The following is a 24,890-nucleotide window of genomic DNA, read 5'->3' as shown; positions in this document are numbered from 1 at the left end:
AAAACCCAGCGCCACCAGAATATACATGGATGAGAGCATCAGCACGTTTACAACGGTTTGAGCTGCAACTTCAGAAATCACGCCCTGTCTCCGCGTCAAACCAGGCAGCTAAAACGGGCAGGAGGGCATAGCCCCCCTGCCGGAATCGAACCTCCTATTCACTGTAGACATCCACCCATTTCACCCAACTTACCTTGCCGTCCATTAGTTCTACAATGGGGCAGGGGGCGCACACCGTGTGATTAATGCCGTAAGTTTTCAATCCGCCCATCCGTCCTGGGCCGTAGACGGTGTCGATGGTCTCCATCTTTTCCCAAGTTTCTTTAAGCACGGCAGGATCCGTGCTTTGCGCTTTCTCGATCACCTGCTTGAGTTCATAGAGTGGATTGAAGCCCCAGATATGCATTCCGTACGCTTTGTCGTGTTTTGCTCTGGTAAGCTTTGTGATCTCCTTGATCATCGGTGTCATGTCAGGAGAGTCCAGATCGATTTGATGGATGAAGAAATGTGTAGAGGCCTCTTTTCCCGCGATCTCCATAATTTGATAAGCGTCGTCATAATTGCATCCGAAAACAGGACCGTTGAAGCCCATCTCCCGAGTGACCTTCAGCATGCTTCCCGTGGCTTGGGGCCATCCATTGGCAAACGCAATGGCGTCGGGCTTTGCAGCCAACACCTTTGTGATGATCGGCGAATAGTCCTGAGTGGTCATGGCCCATTTGGCTACGCCGGCCACTTCATATCCGAGGGATGTGGCCTTTTCCGTGAACATCTTTTCAAGATACGGCACGGAACCGTCATCCGGGATGATGTAGGCGACCGTTTTCACCTTTGGATAGGCCTCTTTCAAATAGTCCAAAGCAGCCCTCATTCCCTCAATCGTGGAATCATAAGTGAGGAACATGTAAGGCGTTTGCGGACCATACTCAGAGGGCATGCCGCAATTGTACAATACAAGACGAAGAACCTTGGCCGGTTCGAGCACGGAGCCTGCCGCCTGGACCATGAAGGGCACAACCGTGCCGATGACGATATTCACCTTATGATCATAGACCAGCTTGGTTGCCGCCGCCACAGCGCCGTCCGCAGTCCCTTTCATATCCTCGATCACCAGCTCAACCTTGTATTTCTCTCCATTTATGTCGATGCCGCCTTGCTCGTTGATCCATTCTTCCGACAGCTTTGCCCCTTCAGCAATGTAGGTTTCGGCTGAGGAACCGAAACCGGTCAAACAAAAAAGTCCGCCGACCTTTAGAATCTTGGGTTCACCTCCAAGACACGGTTGCGCCACCCACGCAAAAACCAAAAGAAAACATCCTACGGTCGCCATGAGTTTCTTCAGTTCCATGTTATGATCCCCCTTTCCCCTAAATGCTAAAAGGTTATTAAAGCTTGAGGTCCAGAAAAAGACAGCCACGCTAGCATGTTTACAAAATGATCCGGTTCCATGTAAAGGAGATTCATTTTATTTTCACAACAAATCACACGCAGTAGAAAGAGAACTGTGTCATCCCGCTTGTGAAATAAAGGACGATCCTTCCCGCTTATCGCGCCCTCCGTTCCCGCTAAACCATGGTATGTCCCCCATCCACATTTATGGCCGCTCCCGTGATATTGTCCGCCTTACAAAGAAACACCACACATTGAGCGATGTCCTCGGGGCTTTGTGGTCTTTTCAGCGGAACATTGGTCTCTATAAATGTATGAAACACCTCTTCGGCTCCAACACCCAACAAAGGCGACAATGCCGGGTTCAGATGATCTTTCCACATGGCGGTTTCAATAAAGCCCGGGCATACGGCATTCACGGTAATATCATATTCCCCCAGCTCCAAGGCCAGCGCCTGGGTCAGGCCGATGACCCCGAATTTTGAGGCGCTGTAGGCGGAAATCAGTGGGGCGGCCCTCTTGCCGGCCACGGATGAGATGTTCACAATCCGCCCGGTCTTTCTTTGGATCATGCTAGGTACAACGGCTTTACAGCAATTGAAGACGCCCCCTAGATTTACGCCGATTATTCTGTCCCAATCCGCTCTTTTCATTTCCACAAAAGGCGCGGCGACGATTACGCCCGCATTGTTGACCAAAACGTCGATCCGCCCAAATCGATCGAGTGTTTTCCGGGCCATCCTTTCCGTGGATTCGGATGAGGTCACGTCCGCCGTCATCGCCAGCACATCCGCACCGAATCCTTCGGCTTCTTTGACCAACACGTCCATTGGATCCTGCGCCAGGTCAACCGCAACGACGTTCATTCCCTCATGGACCAGTTCCAGGGCAATGGCGCGTCCGAGGCCCCCGGCTGCTCCAGTTACTATTCCGACCCTGCCTTTCAGCTCCATTGTCGCTCCCTTCCATGAAGGTCCGTTCAAAGAGGTGAAACGAGAATCTTTATATGTTGATCCTTATGTTCAATGAGGTCTCCAAAACCCATTTCCAAGATATCTTCCAGTCTTATCTTTCCGCTGATCATCGGTTTGGCCTGCAACCGGCCGTCCACCAAGAATGAAAGAACCGTCGAGAATTCATCATTGTATCCAAGGGACCCAATAATTTGTTTTTCGAAAAACACACACGAATTGAGGTTGATTTCAGCCGGCCTTTCGAATACTCCAAGCACGACCATTTTCCCCCCCCGCCTTACTGAATCGAGGGTAAGAAGGGCTGTCTTGGGATCCCCCACGCATTCAAACCCGAGGTCGGCGCCCACACCATCCGTTATCCTGGCCACCTCCGCAGGGACGTCCACCTTTGTAGGATCCAATACTCTAGTAGCACCCAATTTCTTGGCATATTCTTTCCGGGCTTCGGCAACCTCCACGACCGTAATCGTCCCGGCCCCCGAGGCCCTGGTCGCCTGAAGTACGGACAGTCCTATGGTTCCAGCACCCACGATGACTACATGGTCACCGGTTTTGATGCGGGCTCTCCTCATCGCATGTACGCCCACAGCCAGCGGTTCGGTCAGAGCGGCCTCTTCAAAAGAAACGCCCTCCGGCAGTTTATAGATGTTGTATGCGGGGACATTGACGTATTCCGCAAAGGCCCCGTCAGCCATCATTCCCGTCGCTGCGTTCATATGACAAATAATGGTCTCCCCTCTTTTGCACCAGAAACACTCGCCGCACGATCTGGAAGCGGATGCTGTCACCCGATCGCCCACCTGGATTCCATGAACGCCCTCCCCTATTTGGGCGATCTCACCCGAAAACTCATGGCCCAAGATGACAGGGGCCTTCTTTCCAGTCAGGGGATGAGGATTTTCCACCGGGATAAAAATGGGTCCGGCAAGGTATTCATGGAGATCAGACCCACAAATACCGCACCAATGAACCTTGATCTTCACTTCTTCTGGAGACGGGATAGGCGGCTCGGGGACCTCTTCCACCCGCACATCGCGCTTCCCGTGCCAAACAGCGGCTTTCATGTTGCCGTACCTCCTTGCAATGATAGATTTACGACCACCCGGCGGCGTGACTAATATTTAAGTCTTCGCGCTCGCTGGGATTTTGTCAACCATGCCGTGAGGAGATCCCTCCGCCGGGAAGTGCTTGATGGAAGCCCTTTGAAAACAAACGGCATTCCCTTTTTGTGACAATGGAAGACAATTGGGCCAGACCGGCCGGGAGCTCGCCTGATTTGAAACCAATGTCGGTGTCCTTAATGCGATTTCCGGATTCGAGTAGATTATTAACCCCCGAAGACTGCAGGAACAACATGGACGCGGTCTGTATCTTTTAACAAAGTATCCGCCTTCAACATCCGGCCATCCAGAACCGCCATCCACTTTTGGGATTTGGGCGTTGCCAACACGGCGAGAAGGTCTTTAACACTTGCGCCCTCGGGAAGCTCAAGATCCATACCCTGCTCATTCTTATAGCCGGGAAAACCTTGTCCCAATGTTCCGAATAATCGGACCACGACTTTCATCTGGACGTAACCATCCGAATTCAAAGGCTCCGTTCATGTGTGCGTCGCATGATGAGAGCCACCTGGTTGCAAGGAAACGGCTCTCTCCCGGGTTGTGAAAGCTGAGATCGTCAGAAGGCTCAGAGTCGTACTATCTTCATATGGTATCATGATTTGAGTGCTTCCGGAGGCGTCATCCCGGTTTTCCTGTTCCACTGGATCGGAGCGCTCCGTTCATCTGTTCGGACATCAGGTTTCCTGCCGTACGATCCGTTACGAATGGCACGGCGGCATGGATTGTGAGGGAGTCCCGCGTATTCACATGAGACATCTTACCTATGAACGTTTTAGGTTTTAATGTCTACTCCCAAAATCCATTGACCCGCTTCCTTGTCGAGGCGAACAGGAACGAAGTTTTAAAATTATGAACGACTTCAACTAGCTTGATCGAAATGGCCTGAAAATGTATACACATCACATGGGTCGGCCGAAAAAACCGAAATAGACGGGGACGACGATGGGTGATGTAAGGGTAGTCATCAATGGTAATGAAGTGAGGCGCTCGGCGGAATCCACGATTCTGGAAGCTGCGGAGCAGATCGGAGTACGGATCCCGACACTCTGCCACAAACCGGAATTGAAAGTCGACGGCGGCTGCCGCGTGTGCGTGGTGGAAGTGGAGGGATTACCGAGGCTGGTGGCTTCCTGCCATACACCCATTGAAAAAGGAATGGTGATTCATACGGATTCTCCCAGAGTTGTGGCGGCGCGAAGGGCCATTGTCGAACTCATGCTGACGGCCCACACCGGGTCCTGTGTCACGGACAAGGAAGCCCGGAACTGCGAGCTTCATAAACTGGCCGCCGACCTGGAGGTGGGGCCGCCCAGATTCAAGGTGAGGCGGCCTCGCTGGTATCCCGTGGAAGACTTCAGCCCATATGTGCGGCGCGACATGTCCAAGTGCATTTTGTGCCGCAGATGCATCCGGGCCTGCGCGGAAATTGCGAAGAAGAACATCTTTAGTATGGCCTATCGGGGATTTCAATCCAAGGTCGTTGTTGATTGCGACGTCCCTCTCAACAAAGAAGCGTGTCGGGATTGCGGCATCTGCATTGATTACTGTCCAACGAGCGCACTAATGAAGCCCGCCGAGGGGGTGGCGTGAGATGGCGAAAAAGAAGGAACATTCGAAAGCCGGCGGCGCGCGCGAGGCCCTGCTGTCCATGATCAAGGAAGAACAGTTGAACTCCGGTTACGTGGCGGACAAAGCCATGGCGGAGATCGCCCGAACCCTGGGGCTGCCCGTGAGCGATGTATACGGGGTCGCCACCTTCTATTCCTTTCTTTCCACCACCCCCACGGGAAAACATGTCATCAGGGTATGCGAAAGCGTGCCCTGCTGTCTCCGGGACGCCGAGATGATTATTGCGCAAATACGGGGGGAGTTGGGCATTGCTCCAGGAGAGACGACATCGGACGGGCGTTTTTCCCTCGAGCTTACCAACTGCATCGGGGCCTGTGACCAGGCGCCCGCCATGTTGGTGGACGATGAGGTTCATGGTGGACTGACACCAGAAAATATAGTTGAAATACTTAGATCTTACGATTAGCTCAAAATATACATTAACTATTTCGACTTAGCCGCCGGGAGGTTTCAGCGTGCCTGAGAACAGAGTTTTGCTGAAAAAATGCGAGGCCATTGACCCCGGAGACGTAGATAGTTACGTGAAAGCAGGCGGGTTCAAGGCCCTGAAAAAGGCCCGCGACCGGATGTCCCCCGTAGAAGTCATTGAAGCACTCAAGGCGTCCGGTCTTCGGGGACGTGGAGGGGCCGGGTTTCCTTGTGGGGCGAAATGGGAACTCGCCCGGAACTCCCGGGAAAAAGAGAAATTCCTGATCTGCAACGCCGATGAAGGGGAAGTCGGCGCTTTCAAAGACAGGTATGTTCTCCAAAACGACCCCTTCAGCGTCATCGAAGGCATGGCCATTGCCGCTTATGCGGTTGGGGCCCAAGAAGCCTATATCTATCTCCGGGCCGAATACCATTTCCTTCTCGAAGGTTTGAAGAGGGCTGTCGAGCAGGTGAAAGCAAAAGGGCTTTTGAAGTCCCTGGATATCAAGATCACGGAAGGCGCCGGCGCATACGTATGCGGGGAGGAGTCGGCGCTGATGAACTCCATTGAAGGGAGACGGGGCGAAGCCCGGTGCCGTCCGCCCTACCCTCCCACCAGGGGCCTGTTCGAAAAGCCTACGATCATAAACAATGTGGAAACGCTCATAAATGTCCCCCACATCATCGCCAAGGGCCCAGAATGGTACGCCAAGCTGGGCACGGAAAAGAGCAAAGGGACCAAGCTTTTCTCGGTGAGCGGAGACGTAAGACAGCCCGGGGTTTACGAGATGGAGTTGGGATGCAAGCTTGGAGATCTTCTGACATTGGCCCGAGCCGAGAATGTAAAGCTGGTCCAGGTTGGAGGAGCCTCCGGGCGCATCGTTCCCCATTCCATGCTCGACACGCGCCTCTCTTTTGAGACGATCCTGGGTTCCGGGGCAATAACGGTCTTCAACGAGAGCCGGGACGTGATCGACATTGTTTCCCGGACAATGGGGTTTTTCAATAAGGAATCCTGCGGCAAATGCACGCCCTGCCGCGAGGGCGCCGAGGTGATGGTGGAGATCTTCGGGAGATTGGTCAAAGGCGATGGCGTTCACGAGGATCTGGAGATCCTGGAGGATCTGTCCCACGTTATGATGGACGCTTCCATGTGCGGTCTGGGCCAGACAGCTCCCATTCCCGTGCTGGATACACTGAAATACTTTAGAAGCGAGTACGAAAACCGGATCGATCAATCGGCTTTTCTAAGGCGTCTCAAAGTAATTTCAGCCTAGTAGGCTGCTGAAACACGCGATCTGCGGCGTTAGCCTTCATCCCTCGTCACTGCGACGTACTCTATGTACGCCTCACTCCTCGGGATTTGCGCGCCTTGCATCTCATCGTTTTTCAACGGCCTGTAACAAACCGGCTTCTTCAACGGGCTGATAGTCCCGATCGCTCAGGAAATCGTTCGCCAACACCGAATGATACTGATGATATCCATATAATATCCGATAAACGGCATCGGTCTTGAAAGTGCGGGGAGGGTTCCGGAAGTGAAAAACGAAAGCAAGTATTGTTGTCCCTACTGTGCGATTGCGTTCGACACCCTCGAGGAGCTGAAGGACCATGTTCTGAGAGAACACAAAGCGGAGCGGGTCCCCCTTCCCGAGGGCATGATCGGAATGACCATCAACGGGCAAAAATATCAATTCCAGGTGGAGCCGGAATGGACCCTGAACTATCTGATACACGACAAGCTGGGCCTAACCTCGCCAAAAATGTTCTGCGACCGGGGGGCCTGCGGGTCTTGCACGGTCATCATGGACGGAAGGCCCATTCTATCCTGCATGTCGTTGGCCATAGAATGCGATGGGGCAAACATAGAGACCGCGGAAGGCATCGCCGACGCTCAACACCCGCTGATCGATGCTTATGTCACCCATCACTGCATGCAGTGCGGCTATTGTACGCCGGGCTTCGTAACGACCTCCAAGGCATTATTGGACAGAAATCCTCATCCCACCGAGGAGGAGATCATGGATGCCCTTGCCGGAAACCTGTGTCGTTGCGGAACCTACCCCCAGCACGTAAAAGCCGTGCTTGAAGCCGCCGGGCAATTGGAGGAGGGAACTGAAAAGGGAGAATAGGCATGAAAAAGTTCGCACACTTCAATGCATCGACCATGGACGAGGCGGTTTCCCTCCTGCGAAGATTTGGAGGCCGCGCGAATCTCATCGCAGGAGGCACCGATCTGCTGGGAAAGATGAAGGACAGGATCCTGCCCACGTATCCCGAGGCGTTGATCAACCTCAAAACGATTCCCGGGCTGGACGGTATCCGGGAAGTCGATGGGGCGTTACGGATCGGACCCCTCACACGACTGCAGGATATTGCCGCCAGTGAAACCGTGAGAGAGCAATATGCGGCCCTCGCGGAAGCGGCCCATAGAACCGCTTCGCCGCATCTGAGGGAGATGGGCACGATCGGCGGGAACATCTGCCAGGACATCAGATGTTGGTACTACAGGTGCCCGAATAATCGGTTTCCCTGCCTTCGAAAGGGAGGCGGCCGATGCTACGCCCTGGAGGGCGATCACCGTTATCACTCCATTGATGGAGGGAGTGTAGTGGATGGGTGTATAGCCGTGCACCCCGGTGATACCGCGCCGGCGCTGATTGCACTAAATGCACGGGTGCGGACATCTAAGAGAACCCTTGATATGGAAGATTTCTTTCAGGTGGGTATGACCAGGACAACGGTTTTGGATGATGATGAAATCGTTACGGGAATTCATGTCCCCAGGCCTCCCGAAGGGTCGAGAAGCCACTATCTCAAGTTTGCACTGCGGAAGTCCATCGACTTTCCCATCGTCAATTGCGCCGCACGGATCACCCAATCGGGCGGCGCCGTGAGCGATGCCCGTATCTGCCTCAATGCCGTTTACGTGAAGCCGTATCGAGCCAAAGAGGCGGAAGCGTCCATCCTGGGAAAGAAAATAACCGAGGCGGCCGCCGAGACGGCCGGGAATGCCGCTGTGATCCATGCCAAGCCCCTGAGGGACAACACATACATGGTGCAAATTGCCAAGGTGTTTGTGAAAAGAGCCATCCTCGCCTGCCGATAGCCAACTTATAGGTATGACTCAAGTTTACAAGTTACTTTGTGAAAATAGATCTATCTTATTGAAATAAAAATCAAAAACGGTCATTTGGGTTGTAGGACCCAACCATCCTTGATGTGAAAGCCCGCAGCGTGGAGGAGATCGACCTGAGAAGGGGTCGGGTCTTCGAGGATGCGTCTGGGCTTTCGTTCGTCGGGCATCCAGAAGATGGCTGTCCTGAGGGATCGAGCCTCCTCCATGATGCGGCGGAGCGAAAGAGATAGGCCGGCTTGCTTGGCCCGCTGTTGCAGAAGGGTGAGATAGGTCAGTTCCACCACGCAGATAAAGGCATGGATTCGGATCTTGGAGTCCGTCCAGTGATATTGAGGCATGAGGGCCACGTGGAACGGGTTTTTAGAGCGTCGGAACTGGTTTTCAATGACGTGACGGTCCATGTAGGCCTGGTAGCTGTCGCCCGCAGACCAATCGTGATGGTCCGTAACGAGAATGGTTTTGGCGAAGCGCTGTAGGTGGGCTTCCGCCTGGTAGCGGTTCAGCTGAAACGCCATGGCGGGGGCGCCGTTTTCCGTATAGAAATTAAGCTGAAACAGCTTGGGGCTCACGTGCAGGGTTTCCCAGACCAGCTCGTAGCGGGCTTGGACTGCTTTCGGATCCTTCCAATGGGGTCGGCCGTCCCGGTGCTTCTTGCGAAGCTCGAAGAGTTCCTGTCGGACTTTTTCAGTCTTATCTTTAAGGTCGTGCCGTTTCTTCCGAAACGTCTTAGGGTTGAACGTGATCAGGACTTTTCGCTCCCGCCCCCAAAAAGAGGCGGTGGTCTCCAGGTAGAGCACCCGGTCTTCCTCTTGGTCGTTCTCCGTGGTCTCTTGGTTCCGACGGCGGGGAAGCACTTGGAACCGCTTCAAAGGAATCCGGGCCAGGTCCGGCGCTAAATAGGGAGAGTACGAGGTGATGAAGTGGAGATGCTCCTCGGCGTTCTTCATCAATATTCCCCCTCCTGAGACCATTTATCTCATCTTAGCATATGGTCCCATTTCAGGGGTCCACTTTAGTATGTTGATACTGAGGTATCGAATGAGATACATACCCTAATACAGCGGGTGTTCGGGAATCAATAGCAACAACTATTTCTGGACCATGCTTGACTTCCGTCCAATTGTGACCGATATTATTATTATGATAATCACGCATCACAGAGAAAAATTAATCAACGCAATTATTTATCTTGCGGAAAATACGAAATATTGCGGAAAGACTAAGTTGCTAAAATTGCTTTATTTCTTGGATTTCCGTCATTTCAAGCAGACCGGCAGGTCCGTTACAGGCCTGGATTATTTCGCCTGGGAAATGGGGCCTGTACCAAAGGATTTGTTTGAAGAAATCTCAGGCAAAATGAAGCCTGATATAGAAAAGGCCATAGCAATTATACAGGACCCATCCAAAGAAGGTTTTCAGCTCATACGACCTAAGAAGCAGTTTGACACTAAGTATTTTTCCAAAACGGAGATCGATCTACTTCAAGATATTTCCTTCGTCTTTAAAGACTCGAAAGCAGATACTATGGTCGAGACCTGCCACCTTAGAAACGAACCATGGGATCGGACCCTTAAAGAAAAGGGCAAGTTCCAAAAAATAGATTATATGCTTGCGGTTGATAGTGAAATTAGTAGTCTTACTTACGATGAAGCAAAGGAAAGAGTGGAAGAGCGAGCGGAGATGGAACGAATATTTGGAGCATCATAGTTGCAAGTACTGGGCACCATCTATCACCACAATCGAATGGTATATCATCATGGGGGGACAGGAACAAAATATCTAATACTTCTAAACACACCTAACAAGAATGAGCCTTATCTCTTTGTCAAAACAACCTCTCAACAAAAAGACCGCCCATTAACTCCGGGATGTATCAAGTTTAAAAGCCTCTTCTTTATTCAGGGTGGAAAAACTTTCTTTCCCAAGGATACGTTGGTTCAATTATATGAACTATACGAAATCAGCCCAAATGACATTGACAATAATAAAGATATCACTGTAGAAGCAAGCCTTGATGCAAAGACAATGAACGACATAATCAATTGCTTGTTTGAAGCCCAAAAAGACAACATATCTCTCTTTCACAAAAAACTAATCCGACCACCACTGCAAGATTCTTTGCTCAAATTGAAAGAGAAATTTTCCAAAAAGCGGTAGATGACGGTGTTTTTGTCCTTCTCCATAATTCGTTTATTATTACCACCGCTTGCAGCAAAAATTTTAGCGAGACAATAGCGGGAGAGATTCCCCGCACAAAACAAAACCGGTTACAACTGAACAGCGTAACCGGTTGTTTTTTCTGGAGCCACCGTGCGGAATCGAACCGCAGACCTGATGATTACGAATCAACTGCTCTACCAGCTGAGCTACGGTGGCGATCGATTGAAACGCCTTCTATCACGGGCGATTTGAACCCGTCAAGCGATTTTGGCCGGTCGGCGGGTCGGGCAGGACACCGCCGCATGTCAGGATTTGCTCCCCGGACCCCAAAGCAGATCCTTGAACGAGACCACGTAGACGTAGCCCGACATCACGGTGGCCACGAGAATCGGAGCCATGATGATGTTGGAAATCCACGGCATACTGCGGCTGATCAGCACCTCCGTTTGACCGAAAGGGGCGATGAACAACAGGAAACTCACACCGAACATCTGGATCAGGGTTTTAGCCTTCCCCCAACGGTTGGCATGAATTACTTTGGACATCTTCTGGGCCACCAGGGCGCGCAGCGACGTGACGATCAGTTCCCGGGCCACCACCACCACGGCCATCCATGCGGCAACGGACTGATACTTCACCAGCACCACAAAGGCCGTCATGACGAGCAGCTTGTCCGCCAGGGGGTCCAGGATGGCCCCGAGGTCCGTGATCTCCGAGCGGGCTCGGGCAAGGTAACCGTCCAGGGGATCCGTGGCGCAGGCAATCACAAAAATAAACGCGGCAATCAACCTCGTCCAGATCGCGTCGGGAATCGTCAGTATCAGGAAGAGCGGGATGAGCGCGATGCGCGCCAGCGTAACGCGGTTAGCAAGAGACACCCTATCCTCCTATATCACACGCATCTTCGGCAGGAGGAGAATCGCACACAGGCATAAATCTACTCCGAGGCCATGATGGCAAGAAGAACCAGCGATTCCTTTTCTTCTTCGCGGGTCCGGTCCAAGATTTCGTTCAAACCTTCCATATTGAGACCCAGGTATTTCCACACACCGCTCTCGAACTTGGGCAGCGCCGTGCTGCCGCTGAAGCCGAATTGGCCCTTAAGGCAGACAAAATCGGCTATATGGGTAATGGCCACCAGATCGAGGTATTCTTCCGGTGCTTCTTCAGGAGCGTGATGGTACAGGATCCCATGGACAATGGCCGGCGGCAACGACCATTTATGCGCCAGCCAAGCGCCGACCTGGGCATGACTCGTGTGGATCACTTCTTCTTCCGAAATCAGTATGTGCTGGCGTTTCTCCTCGCTCAACTCGATGGCGCGGGCAAAGGACTCACCAAAATACCGTCCCAGAATGATCTTGCCCATATCGTGCAGCAGTCCCATCAAATGAAGATCGTCTTTGGTATAAATGCTTTTTAGATTTCCGCCGCACACTTCATATACGATATTGCAGATGATGCCCGTAGTAATGCAGTGTTGCCAGAACTTGTTGAGATCGAACACGCGGACCTTGCCTTTGCCCAACATGGAAAAAACGCTGGTGGTCAAAGCTATGTTCTTGATGGTCTTGAATCCCAGTCTCGCCACGGCCAAGGGAAGCGATGATACCTCGCGCCCGTCCAGCGGCCGGTAAAAAGCCGAGTTCACCACTTTCAATATGCGAGCCATGATGCTCGGATCGTCTTCGATGACGGCCGCCACATCTTTTGCCGTTGATTTAGGGTCATCAATGGCCTGTTCCACCTTTCGAATGACCAGAGGGATGGTGGGCAAGTCGTCAATGGCTTCCAGCCTTCGGAGTACGGACTCGTCCATGCGGGTCATACGTTCCTCCACTGTCTCTCCCATACGCTCTCCTTTGGAAGTGCTTTCGGCCTGTTTACTGAAGTCTGAAGGGTCCGCCATTACGGATGCTTTTCGCCTAAAATCAATCTGTTACGTAACCAACACTGTAAGGGTCCGAGGCTCGCCGTGTCAAGCAGTTTTCCTTTTTCGACGGGTCTTTCGCACGCCTTCACAGGGCGCCAGGGGCTTCCCGTGGAACGGGCTCGGACCGGGCGAGGTCCGGAACGCCGGACCTCGAGTTTCGACCGGGCAATCCTGAAGCGGATAGAAAGCCCCCCCTGCCCCGGCTCCAGCGTACCAGTGATCGCTCAGCCGCCAGGTTTACCGCTTTCCGCTTTGCATCCGTCCAGTCTCACGAAGGCTGAGCCCCGGCTGGTCGGCCGGCCCCGATGGGCTCCATTATTTTTTTCTCGACCCAGTTGGGGTCCAGCCATTCTATGGGGTTAACGAAGATGCCTTGAATGGCGATGCCGAAGTGCAGGTGATCTCCCCCAGCCAGTCCTGTTGAGCCGGTAAGCCCCAGAGTCTGGCCCTTTTGCACCCGCTGACCCGGTGTCACCATGATCGAGGAAAGATGCGAATACGTGCTGAAGAGGCCCATGCCATGGTCCAAAATCACCGTGTTTCCGTAAATCCCTATCTCCTTGGCCTCGGTCACAATACCACTATTGGCCGCCGGAACCGAGGCCATGGCCAATGACGCCAGATCGAGTCCCTCGTGGACCGACTCGGCCACGCTCTCATTGTTGAACACATACTCGCGATGATCGGCGAATCCGGCTCGCACCCCGGCATTGGTCAGAGACTGGAACGGGCCGTCCCAGAGTCGCTCGGGAGACGACGACGAACAGGCGGCAAGAAACTCCCGGCCATTACTCTCGCGCATTTTTGAATTGACGTGTATAAACACCTTCAAAGGGGAGCCCTCCGAAGCCAGCTCCGGGTATCGAGACGTGAACTTGGCCTCGATGTCCTTCAAGAAACCCTCCGACAACTCCAGTCGGTCCTTTTGGAAGTGCTTTTTCCGGATGCGGTGCGGGAAGCCGGCTTCCGTCCTGTTGCCGGCCATGTCCTCCGCGACGACGGCAAGCCGAACATCCGCCGTTTCGTAGGGGAGCCCAAAATACGCCTCATACAGTCCCGGCTGACCGGATACCGGGTATCCCGGGTACAGCCGGTCGCCCACTTTGACTCCCTGTCGGACCACTTCTTTGGAGATCTTGTACAAGACGACACCCGCGCCCCCCTGATTCAGGTACTGTGTATTGCCCAACACAGAGACGGCGGGTAACACCGTATCAACGATCACTTCTTTCAGGAGAACGGTTTTGTTCCCGTGCAGCCAACCATTGAGGGAACCGTCCCACACTTGCGCCTCGAGCACCACCTTTCCGTCGGTAATACCCAGCTTTGTCGGCTCGATGGTAAGGTCGATACTTTTGTGGGTCACACTACCCCCATCCATCCAGCCCATCATGGGGAACGATTCCTCGTAGATTTTATCCTGGCGGCCGTCGCGGAGCATCTGGACCCAGACTCTTCGGATGCCGCTTTTGGCGTCCGATACGTCCAGATGAACGACCTGGGTTCTCCCCAGATAGTTACGCTCCAAATCCCAGGAAACCTGCGGGGGTTCGCCTTCGAAACGGACTATGTATAGCCAGAGTAACGGAATCAGTACGATAATGACGAGCAATCCGATTAAGAGAGACCTTCTGGGCACAGCTTCATTCTCCTGAGTCTTGATCGTTTGCATGTTGCGATGCAGCCAGAAGCGCTTCCACGGTGACGTTCACCAGGGCCCAAACCACATCCAACTGGAAATGCGCCTCAATGCTCGCATCAAAAGTTACCACCATCTCCGGAGGAAACTCGTCGTCGCCACAATACAGGATAAATCCAACGGGTAACTTGGGCAAAGCGGGAAGCACAAAGGACGCGTCCCCGTACTCCTGAACCGCCCCCTCCAACCGTCGTCCCGCATCGATGAACGATCGGGGATTCTTTCCGAATCTGCGCAATAAAGGAGCGGTGTTCAATTTGTGGGGTCCCTGGAAAAAGGTGATACCGCCCCTCAATTCTTTCTCGGTCACCATCCGCCCGAGAGGCACCACTTCCCCGGCGCGCGACAAGTAGGTCATCAACACCAATTGAACCTGAAAATCGATCTCCGGACCCATAGCATGGTCATGGATACGCATGGCCTCACGGACGGCGTCCACCGTGTAGCGCCGGTTTAGGAACGGCACTTCGTAGATCCCTTCCGCCTCGTTGAAACGGACCTCGGTTCGGCGCACGATGTCCCTGGGTGAGGCCTTGCGAAGATCGGCCCACAGCCTCGGGTCCAATTGAAAAAGCCGATTGTAGACTTCCTTGATTTCCTCGTATTTCCCCATGACTTCCAGCTCCTCAAGGCACCATACATGATCGGGCGCGATTTGCCAAACGTAACTTCCGCCCCTGTCAAAGACGACAGCATAGAAGCCTCTTGCTTTGGCAAACCAATTGAACTATGTAATTTGAACTATGTCGAGTTCGTTGTGCTCAAATACCTGGCGGCTTCGGGCGGCCGATCCCGCAATCGCCCAATCGCTGGGAAGCCGCTTCTCGCTTCGTCCCTTGACCGCCGCCATTCTCGCGAGCCGCGGCATGACGTCTCCCGAACAGGTTAGGCTGTTCATCGATCCTTCGTTGAGCCGCATGCATCCCCCCTTTGAAATGCGCGACATGTCCATCGCGGTTCAACGCATCCTTTCCGCCCTTGTTCAAAAAGAGCGTATGGCCGTATATGGAGACTACGACGTGGACGGTGTAACGGCCACCGCGATTCTGTATCTGTTTCTCCGGAACGCCGGGGCCGACGTAATACCCTACCTGCCCCACCGGTTGCACGAAGGATACGGTCTGAACCGAAAAGCCCTTGAAGCGCTTGCCGGCCAAGGCGTTCGTCTGATCATAACCGTGGATTGCGGCATTTCGGACCACGCGGAAATCACGGCGGCCAACCGCCTGGGCATGGATGTAGTGGTCACGGACCACCACGAACCGGGGCGCCACCGCCCTCCCGCTTTGGCGGTAATCGATCCCAAACAGGCGCAATGTCCCTATCCCGAAGCCGGTCTCTCCGGCGCAGGGGTGGCGTTGAACCTTGTGGTCGCTCTCAGGGCCGCCATACGGGACGAACTGCCGCACAATGCCGCTTCGAATACCAATCTGAAATCGTATCTGGACCTGGTGGCCCTTGGAACCGTGGCGGATATCGTTCCTCTGACCGGACAAAACCGGATCTTGGTCAAGGCCGGTCTCTCCCTGTTGTCTCAAAGCGTGCGTCCCGGCATCCGGGCGCTGAAACAGGTTTCCGAAATAAACGACGGGCCCTTGTCCACATGGGACATCGCATTTCGACTGGCCCCCCGGTTGAACGCGGCAGGCCGCATGGGCACAGCGTCAGATGCTTTTGACCTGTTGGTCACGGATTCGGCTGAAGAGGCCTTAGCGTTGGCCTCGCGCCTGGAAAACCAAAATCGTCAGCGAAAAGATCTTGAAGAAGTTCTGATCGAGAACATCGACCGGCAGATTGAAACGCGCGCCCTGCCTTTCGGGAGAAGCATCGTGGTGTCAGGGCCGAACTGGCATCGAGGGCTGCTGGGCATTGCGGCATCGAGGCTGAAAGAACGCTACTACCTTCCTTCCCTGGTGATTGGCGTGGAAAACGGCGTCGGCTATGGGTCCGGCAGAAGCATTCCCGGGTTCAACCTTCACCAGGCTCTCGAGGCCTGCGGCGAGCACCTTATGGCCTTTGGAGGCCATGCTTCCGCGGCGGGCTTCAGAATCGCCCCCGAGAACGTGGCCGGATTCTCGGCAGCGTTCGAAGCGTACGCCGCCTCGACTCTCACGGACGAGCACCTGACTCCTTCAATAGACATCGATGCGCGAACGTCCCTGGAGTACATGACGTTGACGGCGGTCCAGCAACTCGACTTGCTGGCTCCTTTCGGCCCTGAAAATCCCGAACCGGTTCTGCTCTCGGAGGACGTGGACGTGGCGCACTCCCACGTTATCAAGCAGAAGCACATCGCCCTCAGTCTGAAGACAAACAACGGAACCTATTTCCGCGCCATCGCCTTCAATATGGCGAACCAGCTCAAGCAGGCGCCGCGTCGGATCGACCTGGTGTACACACCCTACGTGGAACGGTGGCGCGGCAACGAAGCAGTCCAACTCCGCGTCGTGGATATCGGGGTATAAACGACCGGGCGCCACCCGGTGGGAGGCGCCCTGATTCGGAAGTTTTTTTTGAACCGTTCGGGCCGGCGGCGGAATCGGTTTTCCGGCTCCCGGCAATCGGACGGAACGGTTTAACGCAAGTATTTAAAGAACGGGCTCTGCGTGTCCAGTACCAGCGTGCTGTCCTGTTTAAGGCTCTCTTTATATGCGTCGAGACTTCGAGTGAACGCGTAAAAATCCGGGTTCTTCTCGAACGCTTCAGCATAAATCCGAACGGCTTCCGCGTCGCCCGTTCCTTTGTTTTCCTGAGACGTGCGGTAAGCTTCCGCCAGTATGACGGTCCTTTCCTTCTCCGCTTCAGAACGAATCTTCTGGGCTTGCTCCATTCCTTCCGACCGGTATCTTTTGGCCTGACGTTCCCGTTCCGCATTCATGCGGCCGAAAACAGCCATTTCGTTCTCCTTGGGAAGGTCCGCCCGTTTGATACGCACGTCCAAAACCTCGACACCCAAAGAACGGGCGACTTCGTCAGTGCGTTTGGTCACGTTCAACATGAGCTCGGCGCGTCCTCCCGCAAGAATGTCCGTAAGGGTATGCACACCCAGCTCTACGCGCAGTTCGGAATAGATGATGTCGTCCAAACGCGCCTGGGCGCCTGCCACGTTCCGAACCGACTGATAGAACAGCAGAGGATCGACGATCCGCCATTTGGAGAAGTTATCCACCACGAGGTTCTTCTTGTCCTGGGTCAGAATCTCGGCCGGGTTCGCGTCGTACTCGAGGACACGTTTTTCAAAGAAGATGACCTGCTGGATGAAAGGGATCTTGAAATGCAGACCGGGGCCCCGAACGCCCCCGATAGGGTTACCCAATTGGACGACTAAGGCCTGCTGCGTCTGATCCACGATGAATGTCGCAAGATTGAGCAGAACCAATCCGCCGATAACAATGATGCCGATGACCGCCGTTGATCTTTTCATTTGGCTTCCTCCCCTTTGGGAGCGCTCGATGGCAGGGTTCCGCCTAATGGCAGCAGGGGGAGCACCTGCCTCCCGATCTCGGATCCTACGATGATCTTGGTCGAGTTCTTGAGCACCTCTTCCATGGCTTCCAGGTAGAGCCGTTTCTCGGTGACCTCTTTGGCCTTTTCATACTCGGACAGGACCTGGGTGAAACGGCTGGCGTCACCCCTGGCATAGTTGATCTTGCTTTCCCGGTACCCCAGGGACTGGTTGACGATTTCGGCCGCCTTACCTTTGGCCTTGGGAAGGATGTCGTTCCGATAGCCTTCAGCGTCGTTGATGAACTTGTTCTGGTCCTCTTTGGCGCTGGCCACATCTTTAAACGCTTCAATAACGGCCTGAGGAGGATGCACATCCTGCAATTGCACGGTAACCACATCGAGCCCCGCACCATAACTGTCAAGAACCTCCTGGAGCAGGGTCTTGGTCTCTTGCTGGAGCTTGAATTTCCCGGTGGTCAGAGCCTCGTCGATATTACTCTTTCCCACCACCTGCCGCATACTCGCTTCCCCGGCGTCCTGAACGGTTTGCTCGGGATCGTACACATTGAACAGATAAGCCGAGGCATCCTTGATCTTGTATTGCACGATAAACTGAATATCCACGATGTTTTCATCGCCGGTCAGCATCAGAGATTCCTGCGGAACAGCTTGGTACCGGGCGGGCTGCGCCCGAGAAACGGTCCGGAAGCCGATTTCGGCCCTGCGCACTTGCGTCACTGCGGGTTTCATTACGGTTTCGATAGGATACGGAAGATGGTAATGAGGGCCGGGCCCCGTGGTATAGGCCATCGCACCGAAACGCTTGACCACGCCCACTTGATCCGGAGCAACGATGTAAATGCCCGACAGCAACCAGCCGACCACAACCAGCGCGATCAGGATCGAACCTCCCGGGAATTTAGATCGGAGGTTCCTGAACCGGTCCATCACCTGGTCCAGATCCGGCGGTGCGGTTCCTCTTCCGCCGGCCTGTTGACGTTTTTGCAGCTTTTCCCAATCCCATGCCATAAGATCCTCCAGTTAATGCTATTGCTTCTCTTGTCTCTGCTCTTCATAAAGGGGGCGCCCCGCCATGTCAAGGGATTTCGTGCCCAATCGCGCAAGGCGGCCATGGTTGTCCAGGATCTAGAACATGAAAAAAGCGTAGACAGATCCGTGCTTCTGACGTTAGTGTACCGTCGATATCGTCCTTATTAAAAAGGAGGCGTCATGGCCGGCCGTTTGGGAATCATCGGAACAGGAAACATGGGTGAAGCCATCACCCGGGGCGTGCTTCAAAGCGCGTTGTTGAAGGCGGAAGATATCCTGGTGACGGATGTATCCATCCATCGTCTCGAGCACATGCGCTCCCAGTACCAGGTGAAGACCGTTACGGAACCGGCGCGCCTGGTCGAAGAGGTGGAAACCATCATCCTGGCTGTAAAACCTCAATCCATGGACACATTGCTTTCCGCATTGAAGGACCTGCTGAGATCCGATGTGCTGATCGTCTCCATCGCAGCGGGCGTATCCCTCGAGAAGATCGCCCGGGGCATGCCGCCGGGCACACGCGTCGTACGCGTCATGCCCAACAATCCGGCCCTGTACATGAAGGGAATCGCCGCTTTGTGTCCGGGAAAGACCGCTACCGGGGACGACATGAAAACGGTATCCTCGATTTTTGAAGCCCTGGGACGCGTAGTGGTGGTGGAAGAAAAGATGATGGACGCGGTAACGGGCCTGAGTGGAAGCGGACCGGCCTACGTGTACCTGTTTATCGAAGCGCTCTCGGACGGGGGCGTACGCATGGGTTTACCCAGAGACGTGGCCACTGAACTGGCTGTCCAGACGGTGCTGGGATCAGCGGTAGTGGCCGCCGAGTCGCGCAAGCATGTAGCCCTTTTGAAGGAAATGGTAACCTCTCCCGGCGGCACCACCATTGCGGGTCTGCACGAACTGGAGCGAGGCGCGTTCCGGGGCGTCGTGATCAACGCCGTGGAAGCCGCGACCAAACGGTCCCGGGAACTGGGCAAAGAGTACTGACCTCCTTTTTAAGCCCTTCTATCCGAGTCCGGGATGATTCATGAGGCGTGAGTAAGTCACACGGATTCAATCACTCGTCGCCAACAGCGCGGTTCGTTAAGATCCCGATGCCGTCTATAACCACCTCCACCTCGTCCCCCGCCGCCATGGGACCGATGCCGGAAGGCGTGCCCGTGGCGATCACGTCTCCGGGATCGAGCGTCATCACGTGGGATATGAAGCCGACGAGTTCGGGCACCGAAAAGATAAGATTGGACGTGCTGGATTTCTGCTTGGGCTCTCCGTTCAAGAATAACCGAACGAGAAGATCGGAGGGGTCCAGTTCGGTTTCGATCCACGGACCCAGAGGACAGAAGGTGTCAAAACTTTTTGCCCGGGTCCACTGGCCGTCCTTTTTCTGGAGGTCCCTGGCCGTGACATCGTTCAGACAGGTGTAACCGAGGATGAAATGGAACGCCTCATCGACCGGGACCTTGCGCGCACGACGGCCGATGACCACGCCTAATTCGGCTTCGAAGTCCACCCTCTTGCTCGACGGCGGCAGCAGGATATCCGCATTGGGTCCGATTACCGACGTTCGCGGCTTCATGAATAGAATCGGGTTTTCAGGGATGGCCATCCCCAGTTCCTCGGCATGGTCGCGATAGTTGAGGCCCACGGCCACTATCTGGCCCGGATTTACTGGAGCCAACAGTTCGAGGTCCCGCAACCGCTGCGCCGGACCTTTCTTGACTTCCCTGGTTAAAGGATCCAGCATGGGAATCACTTCCTCGTTCTCCCTCAGAGCGCCCCAATACTCCGTTCCATCCTGTTTGTATCGTAAAATTCTCATAGCCCCCTCCGTCTTTTCCCGGCATTTCTTGCTCTATAAACCGAATACCGATTCGGGTCAATGAATCCGGCGCTCGTGAACGTGTTTACGGCAGGCCGAAAAATTCCCTGTTAAACTCCCCGGATCGCTGTGTATAATACATTAAGGGATCAGCGCGGAAAGCACCCTTGAATTCCGGTGGTGGATACGAAGTCGCCCATTCCGTGGGAGCCGCCACACCTACCGCTCTGTGAAGGAATAGCACCAAGACGGCATGAACCTGCACTTTTGCACAATAACAGGAGGTCCCTATGGCGATGGAATCGACGGAAGCAAGAACCAGTGTTACCCAGACGGAAGAGATCAAGAAGAAGATTCTCGAGGCCGCCAGTGAGATTTACGCACGGAAGCGCCTCGGTGATGCCTCCGTGGAGGAAATTGCCACCGCGGCCGGCGTGAGCCCTACTGTGACGTATCGGTTCGTCAGCAGCGAGTCCGCCATCATGCAGATGATCATGGAGGACATCCTGTCCCAGTTCAAAGAGCAAATGGGGCCCCGTTTGAAAACCATCAAAGATCCGAAAGAAAAACTGGCCGCCGCCATGGATCTGTATTTCGAAATCGTAGCGCGCGAAGCCAACAAGTGCCTGCTCGTATATCAGGAGTCCAAATCCATGGTGAAGTCGGCCCGTCGGCGCATCATGTCTCTGGAACTGGGAATCGTCGAAATTTTCAAGGAAATCCTATCCGAAGGAATGAAGCAGGGCGTGTTCCGCCAGGGGGACCCGGATCTTATTTCCTACAATATCATGATGCTGAGCCACATCTGGGTGCTCAAAGGATGGCACTTCCACAAGCGAATGGACATGCATGAGTTTATGAACAAGCAGAAGGAATTTCTCCTTCGGTCCATCTCTGTGGACGTCCGGTGACCCGAGAAAAAGCCGTCACTCCTTTTTCAACTCTTGCCGGGACTCGGCCATTTTGCGCCGCAAATCGAGGACCTTCTGTTGCATCTCTTTGTATTCGGGATGGTTGAGGTCTTTGCTCTTTTTTCGAAATTCGCGCATGTTTTGCAGGAGATCGCGTTAATCCTGCTGGAGGCCCTGCAGTTCGCCTCAGCCCTCGGCCTGTGCAGCCGGTTCGGACGTGGGCACGGGAGGCGGCGTAACGGCGGTGCGCACCGCGTCGCCGCCGGGCGCCGGCGGCGGTGCGGCTTCCGTGACAATGGTGGATTCGATCACCCGAAGCTGTTTGTCGTCATCCAGAATGCCTTGCGGCACCTCTTCGGGATCGCTGGCGTAATGAACGCGGCCGTCGGGGTCCGTCCAAACATAGATCTTGGCCGGCGCGGGAGATGACGCTCCAACGACCAGGATCAGCCCTAGGCAGACGGCGACGATTTTGATGGACGTTTTCATGTATCCTCGCGAAACATGAGTCGGATATTGAACAAACCCGGTCAACAGAAGTATTATATAAGAATCGAAGAACGAACACCAACGGTTTGTGGGCGCGATCTTTTTTTGTTGACTATTCCGCGCGCTGTTGCTAAATGTCGTTGCTCATCATTTGATCCTCGGTAGCTCAATCGGCAGAGCGGGTGGCTGTTAACCACTAGGTTGCAGGTTCGAGTCCTGCCCGGGGAGCCAAAATAAAAGCCACGAACCCTCGAGGGTCTTTGGTTAACCATAGAATCAGGGGAAGCAGGAGACGCGATACGCACTGTTTCCCCTGATTTGTCAGGGAGTTACGCCTTATTTGGATACTGAAGACGATTCTGCGATTCGAAAGCGAGGATGCGCCGTGCAGGAGAAAACGTGTAGATTGCACTCGCTTACCGACATTATTCCTTCCGAATTCTCCCATTCTCCGTTTTTCCAGTCGCCTTGTTTAATCCCGTCGGCGGGATTGCACACGGGCTGCCGGAATACCTTTCAAAAACGGCTTAGCGAAGTCGAGCATGGTGTTGACCGATCGCAGTTGATATCCCCAATTATGGAGCGTCTCACAAGCGGGCGAGCCGTCCTGAATAGAGACCGAACCCGCCAGACCCGGCATTACCTCTTCCCGAACATCACTTAGAAGAGGTCGCCATGCTCTATCTTGAAATATTCGCGGTCTTCCTCCTTACCTTAATGAACGGTTTGCTCGCCATGTCCGAGCTTGCCGTCGTTTCATCGAGAAGAAGCCGTCTCGAACATTTGGCGAATCAGGGCAGCCATGGTGCGCGCGCCGCTCTGCGTCTCATCGATGATCCGAGCAGGTTTCTGTCGACGGTTCAGATCGGCATCACGCTCGTCGGCATCATCGCCGGAGCCTTCAGCGGTGCGACTTTAGGGCAGCGACTCGGAGCCTGGCTCAATACGTTTCCGTCGATTTCATCGTATGGCAATGCCGTGGGCATCGGCGTTACGGTGGTCGGTATAACCTATCTGTCGCTGATTCTGGGCGAACTCGTGCCAAAGCGGGTTGCGCTGGCTCAGCCCGAACGGATCGCCTCGTTCGTTGCCGGTCCCATGCTGGGACTTTCCCTGGTTGCCTCTCCTGCGGTTTGGGTGCTGCATATCTCGACCGAGAGGATCCTGCGGCTTTTGGGGTTGACGGGCGCCCGTGAGACCACCGTCACCGAGGACGAGGTGAAATCCCTGATCGCCGAGGGTACGCAGGCGGGCGTGTTTGCGCCACAGGAACAGGAAATGATTGAAGGCGTACTCCGCCTGGCGGATCGTTCCGTTCGGGTCATCATGACGCCTCGCACCCAGATCGTTTGGGTAGACGTGAAATCCGACCGAAACACGATTATCGACATGGTCGAGTCACATCGGTTTTCGCGTCTGCTTGTTTGCGACGGAACGGTGGATCGCCCCGTCGGTTTTATCCATACCAAGAACCTTCTTCCTGAGGCGCTTAGCTGCAAAGACGTCACCCTCGCCACCTTGATGACGCCGTCGCTTTGCGTTTCCGACCGCACGCCGGTTCTCAGGCTTCTCAACCAATTCAAAAAAGAAAAAGTGCATATCGCAGTGGTGGTCGATGAATATGGCACGACGGAAGGGTTGGTGACCCTTACAGATGTCATCGAAGCCATCGCCGGAGATCTTCCGGAACGAGGCGAAGACAGCGGACCCCGGATTGTGCAAAGAGACGACGGGTCGTGGCTGGCGGACGGAACGATTCCAACCGACGAGGTGGAAACCATCACGGGCGTCGATATGGGAGAGGAAGTGGAGATGCTGGCGAGTTTCGTGCTGGACCATCTGGGACGGATACCTGTGGCCGGTACGAGCTTTACCCACGGAAACGCACGTTTCGAGGTCGTCGATATGGACGTCAATCGCATTGACAAGGTGCTCATCGAAATCGACCGGAAAAGCTCTGAAGCGCACGTCCCGGCAACGCATGCTTAAGGAATAACGATTGTGATAGCGAACGCGGAGTGGGATAGGGAAAATGGTGATCTCTTCAGATTTTCCATTTCCATCAGTTCCAAGCGGGATTCGAATGCAGCTGCGGTGGGGCGCGATTGAATGCGGAATGAATCGGTATACGGTAACCGACAACTCGGTTAGCCGCTCACATTTCAGGGAACACCATCGGGAACTCCTGGTAGGATCGGATCCATCCGAATTGTATTGACAGGCATCAGCCCTCTTCAATACTCTTGCGGATCTTGCGGCAACTATGGGGGAGCAGCATCGCCCAGGATTCGGCCGCGCGACGGTATGCGCCGGCCGGCATCAGTGTCGCGACCATCGTGGCTCAATTGAAAGACCTTCACCCAGGGTGCGCATCTTCATCTTTGGACGAAGGCCTTTTCTTATTATGGTGTCATACGGCCGGTATTTTTATGCGAATCGCCAATACGTGACAATGAAGGATAGGTCAAGAAAATGATTAAAAAAACCGGATGTTCAGTCCTGATCTTTTTCAGCTTTACACTCGGCCTCTTTTATTTGTGCCAAGAAACAGCGGAGGCGGCCCGGTTGGGAGGGGGCAAATCCTTCGGCAGCAAGCAGAGCTACCAGCGCAGCGCACCGCCTCCACCGCAGAGACCGGCCTCGTCCCCAACGAAACCGGGCCAAACGGCCCAACAGAAGCCCACCGGGGCCTCGCCGCTGCCGTCAAGCCGCTGGG

The 24,890-nt window shown here is 54.4% G+C and carries 24 protein-coding genes and 2 tRNA genes; 12 read left to right on the top strand and 14 right to left on the bottom strand.

What is annotated here, in order from left to right:
* Positions 1-154: 154 nt before the first annotated feature.
* The 4 genes from HY788_11425 to HY788_11410 form a co-directional block, all read right to left on the bottom strand.
* Complete coding sequence (locus HY788_11425; protein MBI4774769.1) at positions 155-1,348, bottom strand: ABC transporter substrate-binding protein; 1,194 nt, start codon at positions 1,346-1,348, stop codon at positions 155-157.
* 217 nt (positions 1,349-1,565) lie between these two features.
* Positions 1,566-2,342 (bottom strand): 3-oxoacyl-ACP reductase FabG, encoded by a 777-nt coding sequence (locus HY788_11420; protein ID MBI4774768.1) that lies wholly within the window; start codon positions 2,340-2,342, stop codon positions 1,566-1,568.
* A gap of 26 nt (positions 2,343-2,368) precedes the next feature.
* The gene (locus HY788_11415; protein MBI4774767.1) at positions 2,369-3,427 is read right to left on the bottom strand and encodes a 2,3-butanediol dehydrogenase; all 1,059 of its coding nucleotides are present in this window, start codon (positions 3,425-3,427) and stop codon (positions 2,369-2,371) included.
* A 263-nt stretch (positions 3,428-3,690) separates the two neighbouring features.
* Complete coding sequence (locus HY788_11410; GenBank protein ID MBI4774766.1) at positions 3,691-3,930, bottom strand: MoaD/ThiS family protein; 240 nt, start codon at positions 3,928-3,930, stop codon at positions 3,691-3,693.
* Between the two features lie 496 nt (positions 3,931-4,426).
* On the opposite strand from HY788_11410, the gene HY788_11405 reads away from it, so the two are divergent.
* From HY788_11405 to HY788_11385, 5 genes are all read left to right on the top strand, one after another.
* Positions 4,427-5,074, top strand: a complete 648-nt coding sequence (locus HY788_11405; protein ID MBI4774765.1) for a (2Fe-2S)-binding protein — start codon at positions 4,427-4,429, stop codon at positions 5,072-5,074.
* A gap of 1 nt (position 5,075) precedes the next feature.
* Positions 5,076-5,519 carry an NADH-quinone oxidoreductase subunit NuoE gene (nuoE, locus tag HY788_11400; protein MBI4774764.1) on the top strand — a complete coding sequence of 148 codons (444 nt, stop codon included), beginning with the start codon at positions 5,076-5,078 and terminating at the stop codon, positions 5,517-5,519.
* A 49-nt stretch (positions 5,520-5,568) separates the two neighbouring features.
* Positions 5,569-6,798, top strand: coding sequence for an NADH-quinone oxidoreductase subunit F (locus HY788_11395; GenBank protein MBI4774763.1), 1,230 nt, complete (start codon positions 5,569-5,571; stop codon positions 6,796-6,798).
* Between the two features lie 381 nt (positions 6,799-7,179).
* Complete coding sequence (locus HY788_11390; protein ID MBI4774762.1) at positions 7,180-7,653, top strand: (2Fe-2S)-binding protein; 474 nt, start codon at positions 7,180-7,182, stop codon at positions 7,651-7,653.
* 2 nt (positions 7,654-7,655) lie between these two features.
* Positions 7,656-8,630: a xanthine dehydrogenase family protein subunit M gene (locus HY788_11385; protein MBI4774761.1), complete on the top strand. Its 975-nt coding sequence runs from the start codon at positions 7,656-7,658 to the stop codon at positions 8,628-8,630.
* 80 nt (positions 8,631-8,710) lie between these two features.
* On the opposite strand, the gene HY788_11380 is transcribed toward HY788_11385, so the two are convergent.
* Positions 8,711-9,607 carry a hypothetical protein gene (locus HY788_11380; protein MBI4774760.1) on the bottom strand — a complete coding sequence of 299 codons (897 nt, stop codon included), beginning with the start codon at positions 9,605-9,607 and terminating at the stop codon, positions 8,711-8,713.
* Between the two features lie 193 nt (positions 9,608-9,800).
* Between HY788_11380 and HY788_11375 the strand changes: the two genes are divergently transcribed.
* Together HY788_11375 and HY788_11370 are read left to right on the top strand one after the other, a co-directional pair.
* Positions 9,801-10,367, top strand: coding sequence for a SocA family protein (locus tag HY788_11375; GenBank protein MBI4774759.1), 567 nt, complete (start codon positions 9,801-9,803; stop codon positions 10,365-10,367).
* The gene (locus tag HY788_11370; GenBank protein MBI4774758.1) at positions 10,368-10,817 is read left to right on the top strand and encodes a hypothetical protein; all 450 of its coding nucleotides are present in this window, start codon (positions 10,368-10,370) and stop codon (positions 10,815-10,817) included.
* A 143-nt stretch (positions 10,818-10,960) separates the two neighbouring features.
* Here HY788_11370 and HY788_11365 read toward each other — a convergent pair.
* From HY788_11365 to HY788_11345, 5 genes are all read right to left on the bottom strand, one after another.
* A tRNA-Thr gene (locus HY788_11365) sits at positions 10,961-11,036 on the bottom strand.
* A gap of 89 nt (positions 11,037-11,125) precedes the next feature.
* The gene (pgsA, locus tag HY788_11360) at positions 11,126-11,698 is read right to left on the bottom strand and encodes a CDP-diacylglycerol--glycerol-3-phosphate 3-phosphatidyltransferase (GenBank protein MBI4774757.1); all 573 of its coding nucleotides are present in this window, start codon (positions 11,696-11,698) and stop codon (positions 11,126-11,128) included.
* Positions 11,699-11,757: 59 nt separating this feature from the next.
* Positions 11,758-12,672 carry an HDOD domain-containing protein gene (locus HY788_11355; GenBank protein ID MBI4774756.1) on the bottom strand — a complete coding sequence of 305 codons (915 nt, stop codon included), beginning with the start codon at positions 12,670-12,672 and terminating at the stop codon, positions 11,758-11,760.
* Positions 12,673-13,021: 349 nt separating this feature from the next.
* Positions 13,022-14,392 (bottom strand): M23 family metallopeptidase, encoded by a 1,371-nt coding sequence (locus tag HY788_11350; GenBank protein MBI4774755.1) that lies wholly within the window; start codon positions 14,390-14,392, stop codon positions 13,022-13,024.
* A gap of 4 nt (positions 14,393-14,396) precedes the next feature.
* Positions 14,397-15,065, bottom strand: a complete 669-nt coding sequence (locus tag HY788_11345) for a DUF3786 domain-containing protein (GenBank protein ID MBI4774754.1) — start codon at positions 15,063-15,065, stop codon at positions 14,397-14,399.
* 253 nt (positions 15,066-15,318) lie between these two features.
* On the opposite strand from HY788_11345, the gene recJ reads away from it, so the two are divergent.
* The gene (gene recJ / locus HY788_11340) at positions 15,319-16,917 is read left to right on the top strand and encodes a single-stranded-DNA-specific exonuclease RecJ (protein MBI4774753.1); all 1,599 of its coding nucleotides are present in this window, start codon (positions 15,319-15,321) and stop codon (positions 16,915-16,917) included.
* 110 nt (positions 16,918-17,027) lie between these two features.
* Here recJ and hflC read toward each other — a convergent pair whose 3' ends face one another.
* The gene (hflC, locus tag HY788_11335) at positions 17,028-17,876 is read right to left on the bottom strand and encodes a protease modulator HflC (protein MBI4774752.1); all 849 of its coding nucleotides are present in this window, start codon (positions 17,874-17,876) and stop codon (positions 17,028-17,030) included.
* The gene (hflK, locus tag HY788_11330) at positions 17,873-18,928 is read right to left on the bottom strand and encodes an FtsH protease activity modulator HflK (protein MBI4774751.1); all 1,056 of its coding nucleotides are present in this window, start codon (positions 18,926-18,928) and stop codon (positions 17,873-17,875) included. Before hflK ends, hflC begins: the two co-directional genes overlap by 4 nt.
* Before the next feature lie 201 nt (positions 18,929-19,129).
* On the opposite strand from hflK, the gene proC reads away from it, so the two are divergent.
* Positions 19,130-19,942, top strand: a complete 813-nt coding sequence (proC, locus tag HY788_11325) for a pyrroline-5-carboxylate reductase (GenBank protein MBI4774750.1) — start codon at positions 19,130-19,132, stop codon at positions 19,940-19,942.
* Positions 19,943-20,012: 70 nt separating this feature from the next.
* Here proC and HY788_11320 read toward each other — a convergent pair whose 3' ends face one another.
* On the bottom strand, positions 20,013-20,774 hold the full coding sequence (locus HY788_11320; GenBank protein MBI4774749.1) for a fumarylacetoacetate hydrolase family protein: 762 nt from the start codon (positions 20,772-20,774) through the stop codon (positions 20,013-20,015).
* Between the two features lie 290 nt (positions 20,775-21,064).
* Here HY788_11320 and HY788_11315 point away from each other — a divergent pair, with 290 nt between their 5' ends.
* Positions 21,065-21,685 carry a hypothetical protein gene (locus HY788_11315; GenBank protein MBI4774748.1) on the top strand — a complete coding sequence of 207 codons (621 nt, stop codon included), beginning with the start codon at positions 21,065-21,067 and terminating at the stop codon, positions 21,683-21,685.
* A gap of 186 nt (positions 21,686-21,871) precedes the next feature.
* Here the strand turns inward: HY788_11315 and HY788_11310 are convergent, their stop codons facing one another.
* The gene (locus tag HY788_11310; protein ID MBI4774747.1) at positions 21,872-22,174 is read right to left on the bottom strand and encodes a DUF4124 domain-containing protein; all 303 of its coding nucleotides are present in this window, start codon (positions 22,172-22,174) and stop codon (positions 21,872-21,874) included.
* Between the two features lie 155 nt (positions 22,175-22,329).
* Here HY788_11310 and HY788_11305 point away from each other — a divergent pair.
* Positions 22,330-22,405, top strand: a tRNA-Asn gene (locus tag HY788_11305).
* A gap of 444 nt (positions 22,406-22,849) precedes the next feature.
* Positions 22,850-24,163, top strand: a complete 1,314-nt coding sequence (locus tag HY788_11300) for an HlyC/CorC family transporter (GenBank protein ID MBI4774746.1) — start codon at positions 22,850-22,852, stop codon at positions 24,161-24,163.
* Positions 24,164-24,890: the final 727 nt, after the last annotated feature.

Source organism: Deltaproteobacteria bacterium (assembly GCA_016208165.1).
In the GTDB taxonomy this organism is placed as follows: domain Bacteria; phylum Desulfobacterota; class Desulfarculia; order JACQYL01; family JACQYL01; genus JACQYL01.
The sequence above is the reverse complement of the archived record's forward strand: the minus strand, read 5'-3'. Positions and strand labels throughout refer to the sequence as shown.

Bases quoted from the DNA above. Each gene is read 5' to 3' on its own strand.
- HY788_11300 (MBI4774746.1), top strand. From the start codon at position 22,850: ATGCTCTATCTTGAAATATTCGCGGTCTTCCTCCTTACCTTAATGAAC.
- HY788_11315 (MBI4774748.1), top strand. From the start codon at position 21,065: ATGGCGATGGAATCGACGGAAGCAAGAACCAGTGTTACCCAGACGGAA.
- nuoE (MBI4774764.1), top strand. From the start codon at position 5,076: ATGGCGAAAAAGAAGGAACATTCGAAAGCCGGCGGCGCGCGCGAGGCC.
- HY788_11390 (MBI4774762.1), top strand. From the start codon at position 7,180: ATGATCGGAATGACCATCAACGGGCAAAAATATCAATTCCAGGTGGAG.
- HY788_11385 (MBI4774761.1), top strand. From the start codon at position 7,656: ATGAAAAAGTTCGCACACTTCAATGCATCGACCATGGACGAGGCGGTT.
- HY788_11415 (MBI4774767.1), bottom strand. From the start codon at position 3,427: ATGAAAGCCGCTGTTTGGCACGGGAAGCGCGATGTGCGGGTGGAAGAG.
- recJ (MBI4774753.1), top strand. From the start codon at position 15,319: ATGACGTCTCCCGAACAGGTTAGGCTGTTCATCGATCCTTCGTTGAGC.
- hflC (MBI4774752.1), bottom strand. From the start codon at position 17,876: ATGAAAAGATCAACGGCGGTCATCGGCATCATTGTTATCGGCGGATTG.
- HY788_11310 (MBI4774747.1), bottom strand. From the start codon at position 22,174: ATGAAAACGTCCATCAAAATCGTCGCCGTCTGCCTAGGGCTGATCCTG.
- HY788_11320 (MBI4774749.1), bottom strand. From the start codon at position 20,774: ATGAGAATTTTACGATACAAACAGGATGGAACGGAGTATTGGGGCGCT.
- HY788_11425 (MBI4774769.1), bottom strand. From the start codon at position 1,348: ATGGAACTGAAGAAACTCATGGCGACCGTAGGATGTTTTCTTTTGGTT.
- proC (MBI4774750.1), top strand. From the start codon at position 19,130: ATGGCCGGCCGTTTGGGAATCATCGGAACAGGAAACATGGGTGAAGCC.
- HY788_11355 (MBI4774756.1), bottom strand. From the start codon at position 12,672: ATGGGAGAGACAGTGGAGGAACGTATGACCCGCATGGACGAGTCCGTA.
- hflK (MBI4774751.1), bottom strand. From the start codon at position 18,928: ATGGCATGGGATTGGGAAAAGCTGCAAAAACGTCAACAGGCCGGCGGA.
- HY788_11405 (MBI4774765.1), top strand. From the start codon at position 4,427: ATGGGTGATGTAAGGGTAGTCATCAATGGTAATGAAGTGAGGCGCTCG.
- HY788_11345 (MBI4774754.1), bottom strand. From the start codon at position 15,065: ATGGGGAAATACGAGGAAATCAAGGAAGTCTACAATCGGCTTTTTCAA.
- HY788_11410 (MBI4774766.1), bottom strand. From the start codon at position 3,930: ATGAAAGTCGTGGTCCGATTATTCGGAACATTGGGACAAGGTTTTCCC.
- HY788_11420 (MBI4774768.1), bottom strand. From the start codon at position 2,342: ATGGAGCTGAAAGGCAGGGTCGGAATAGTAACTGGAGCAGCCGGGGGC.
- HY788_11375 (MBI4774759.1), top strand. From the start codon at position 9,801: ATGATAATCACGCATCACAGAGAAAAATTAATCAACGCAATTATTTAT.
- HY788_11380 (MBI4774760.1), bottom strand. From the start codon at position 9,607: ATGAAGAACGCCGAGGAGCATCTCCACTTCATCACCTCGTACTCTCCC.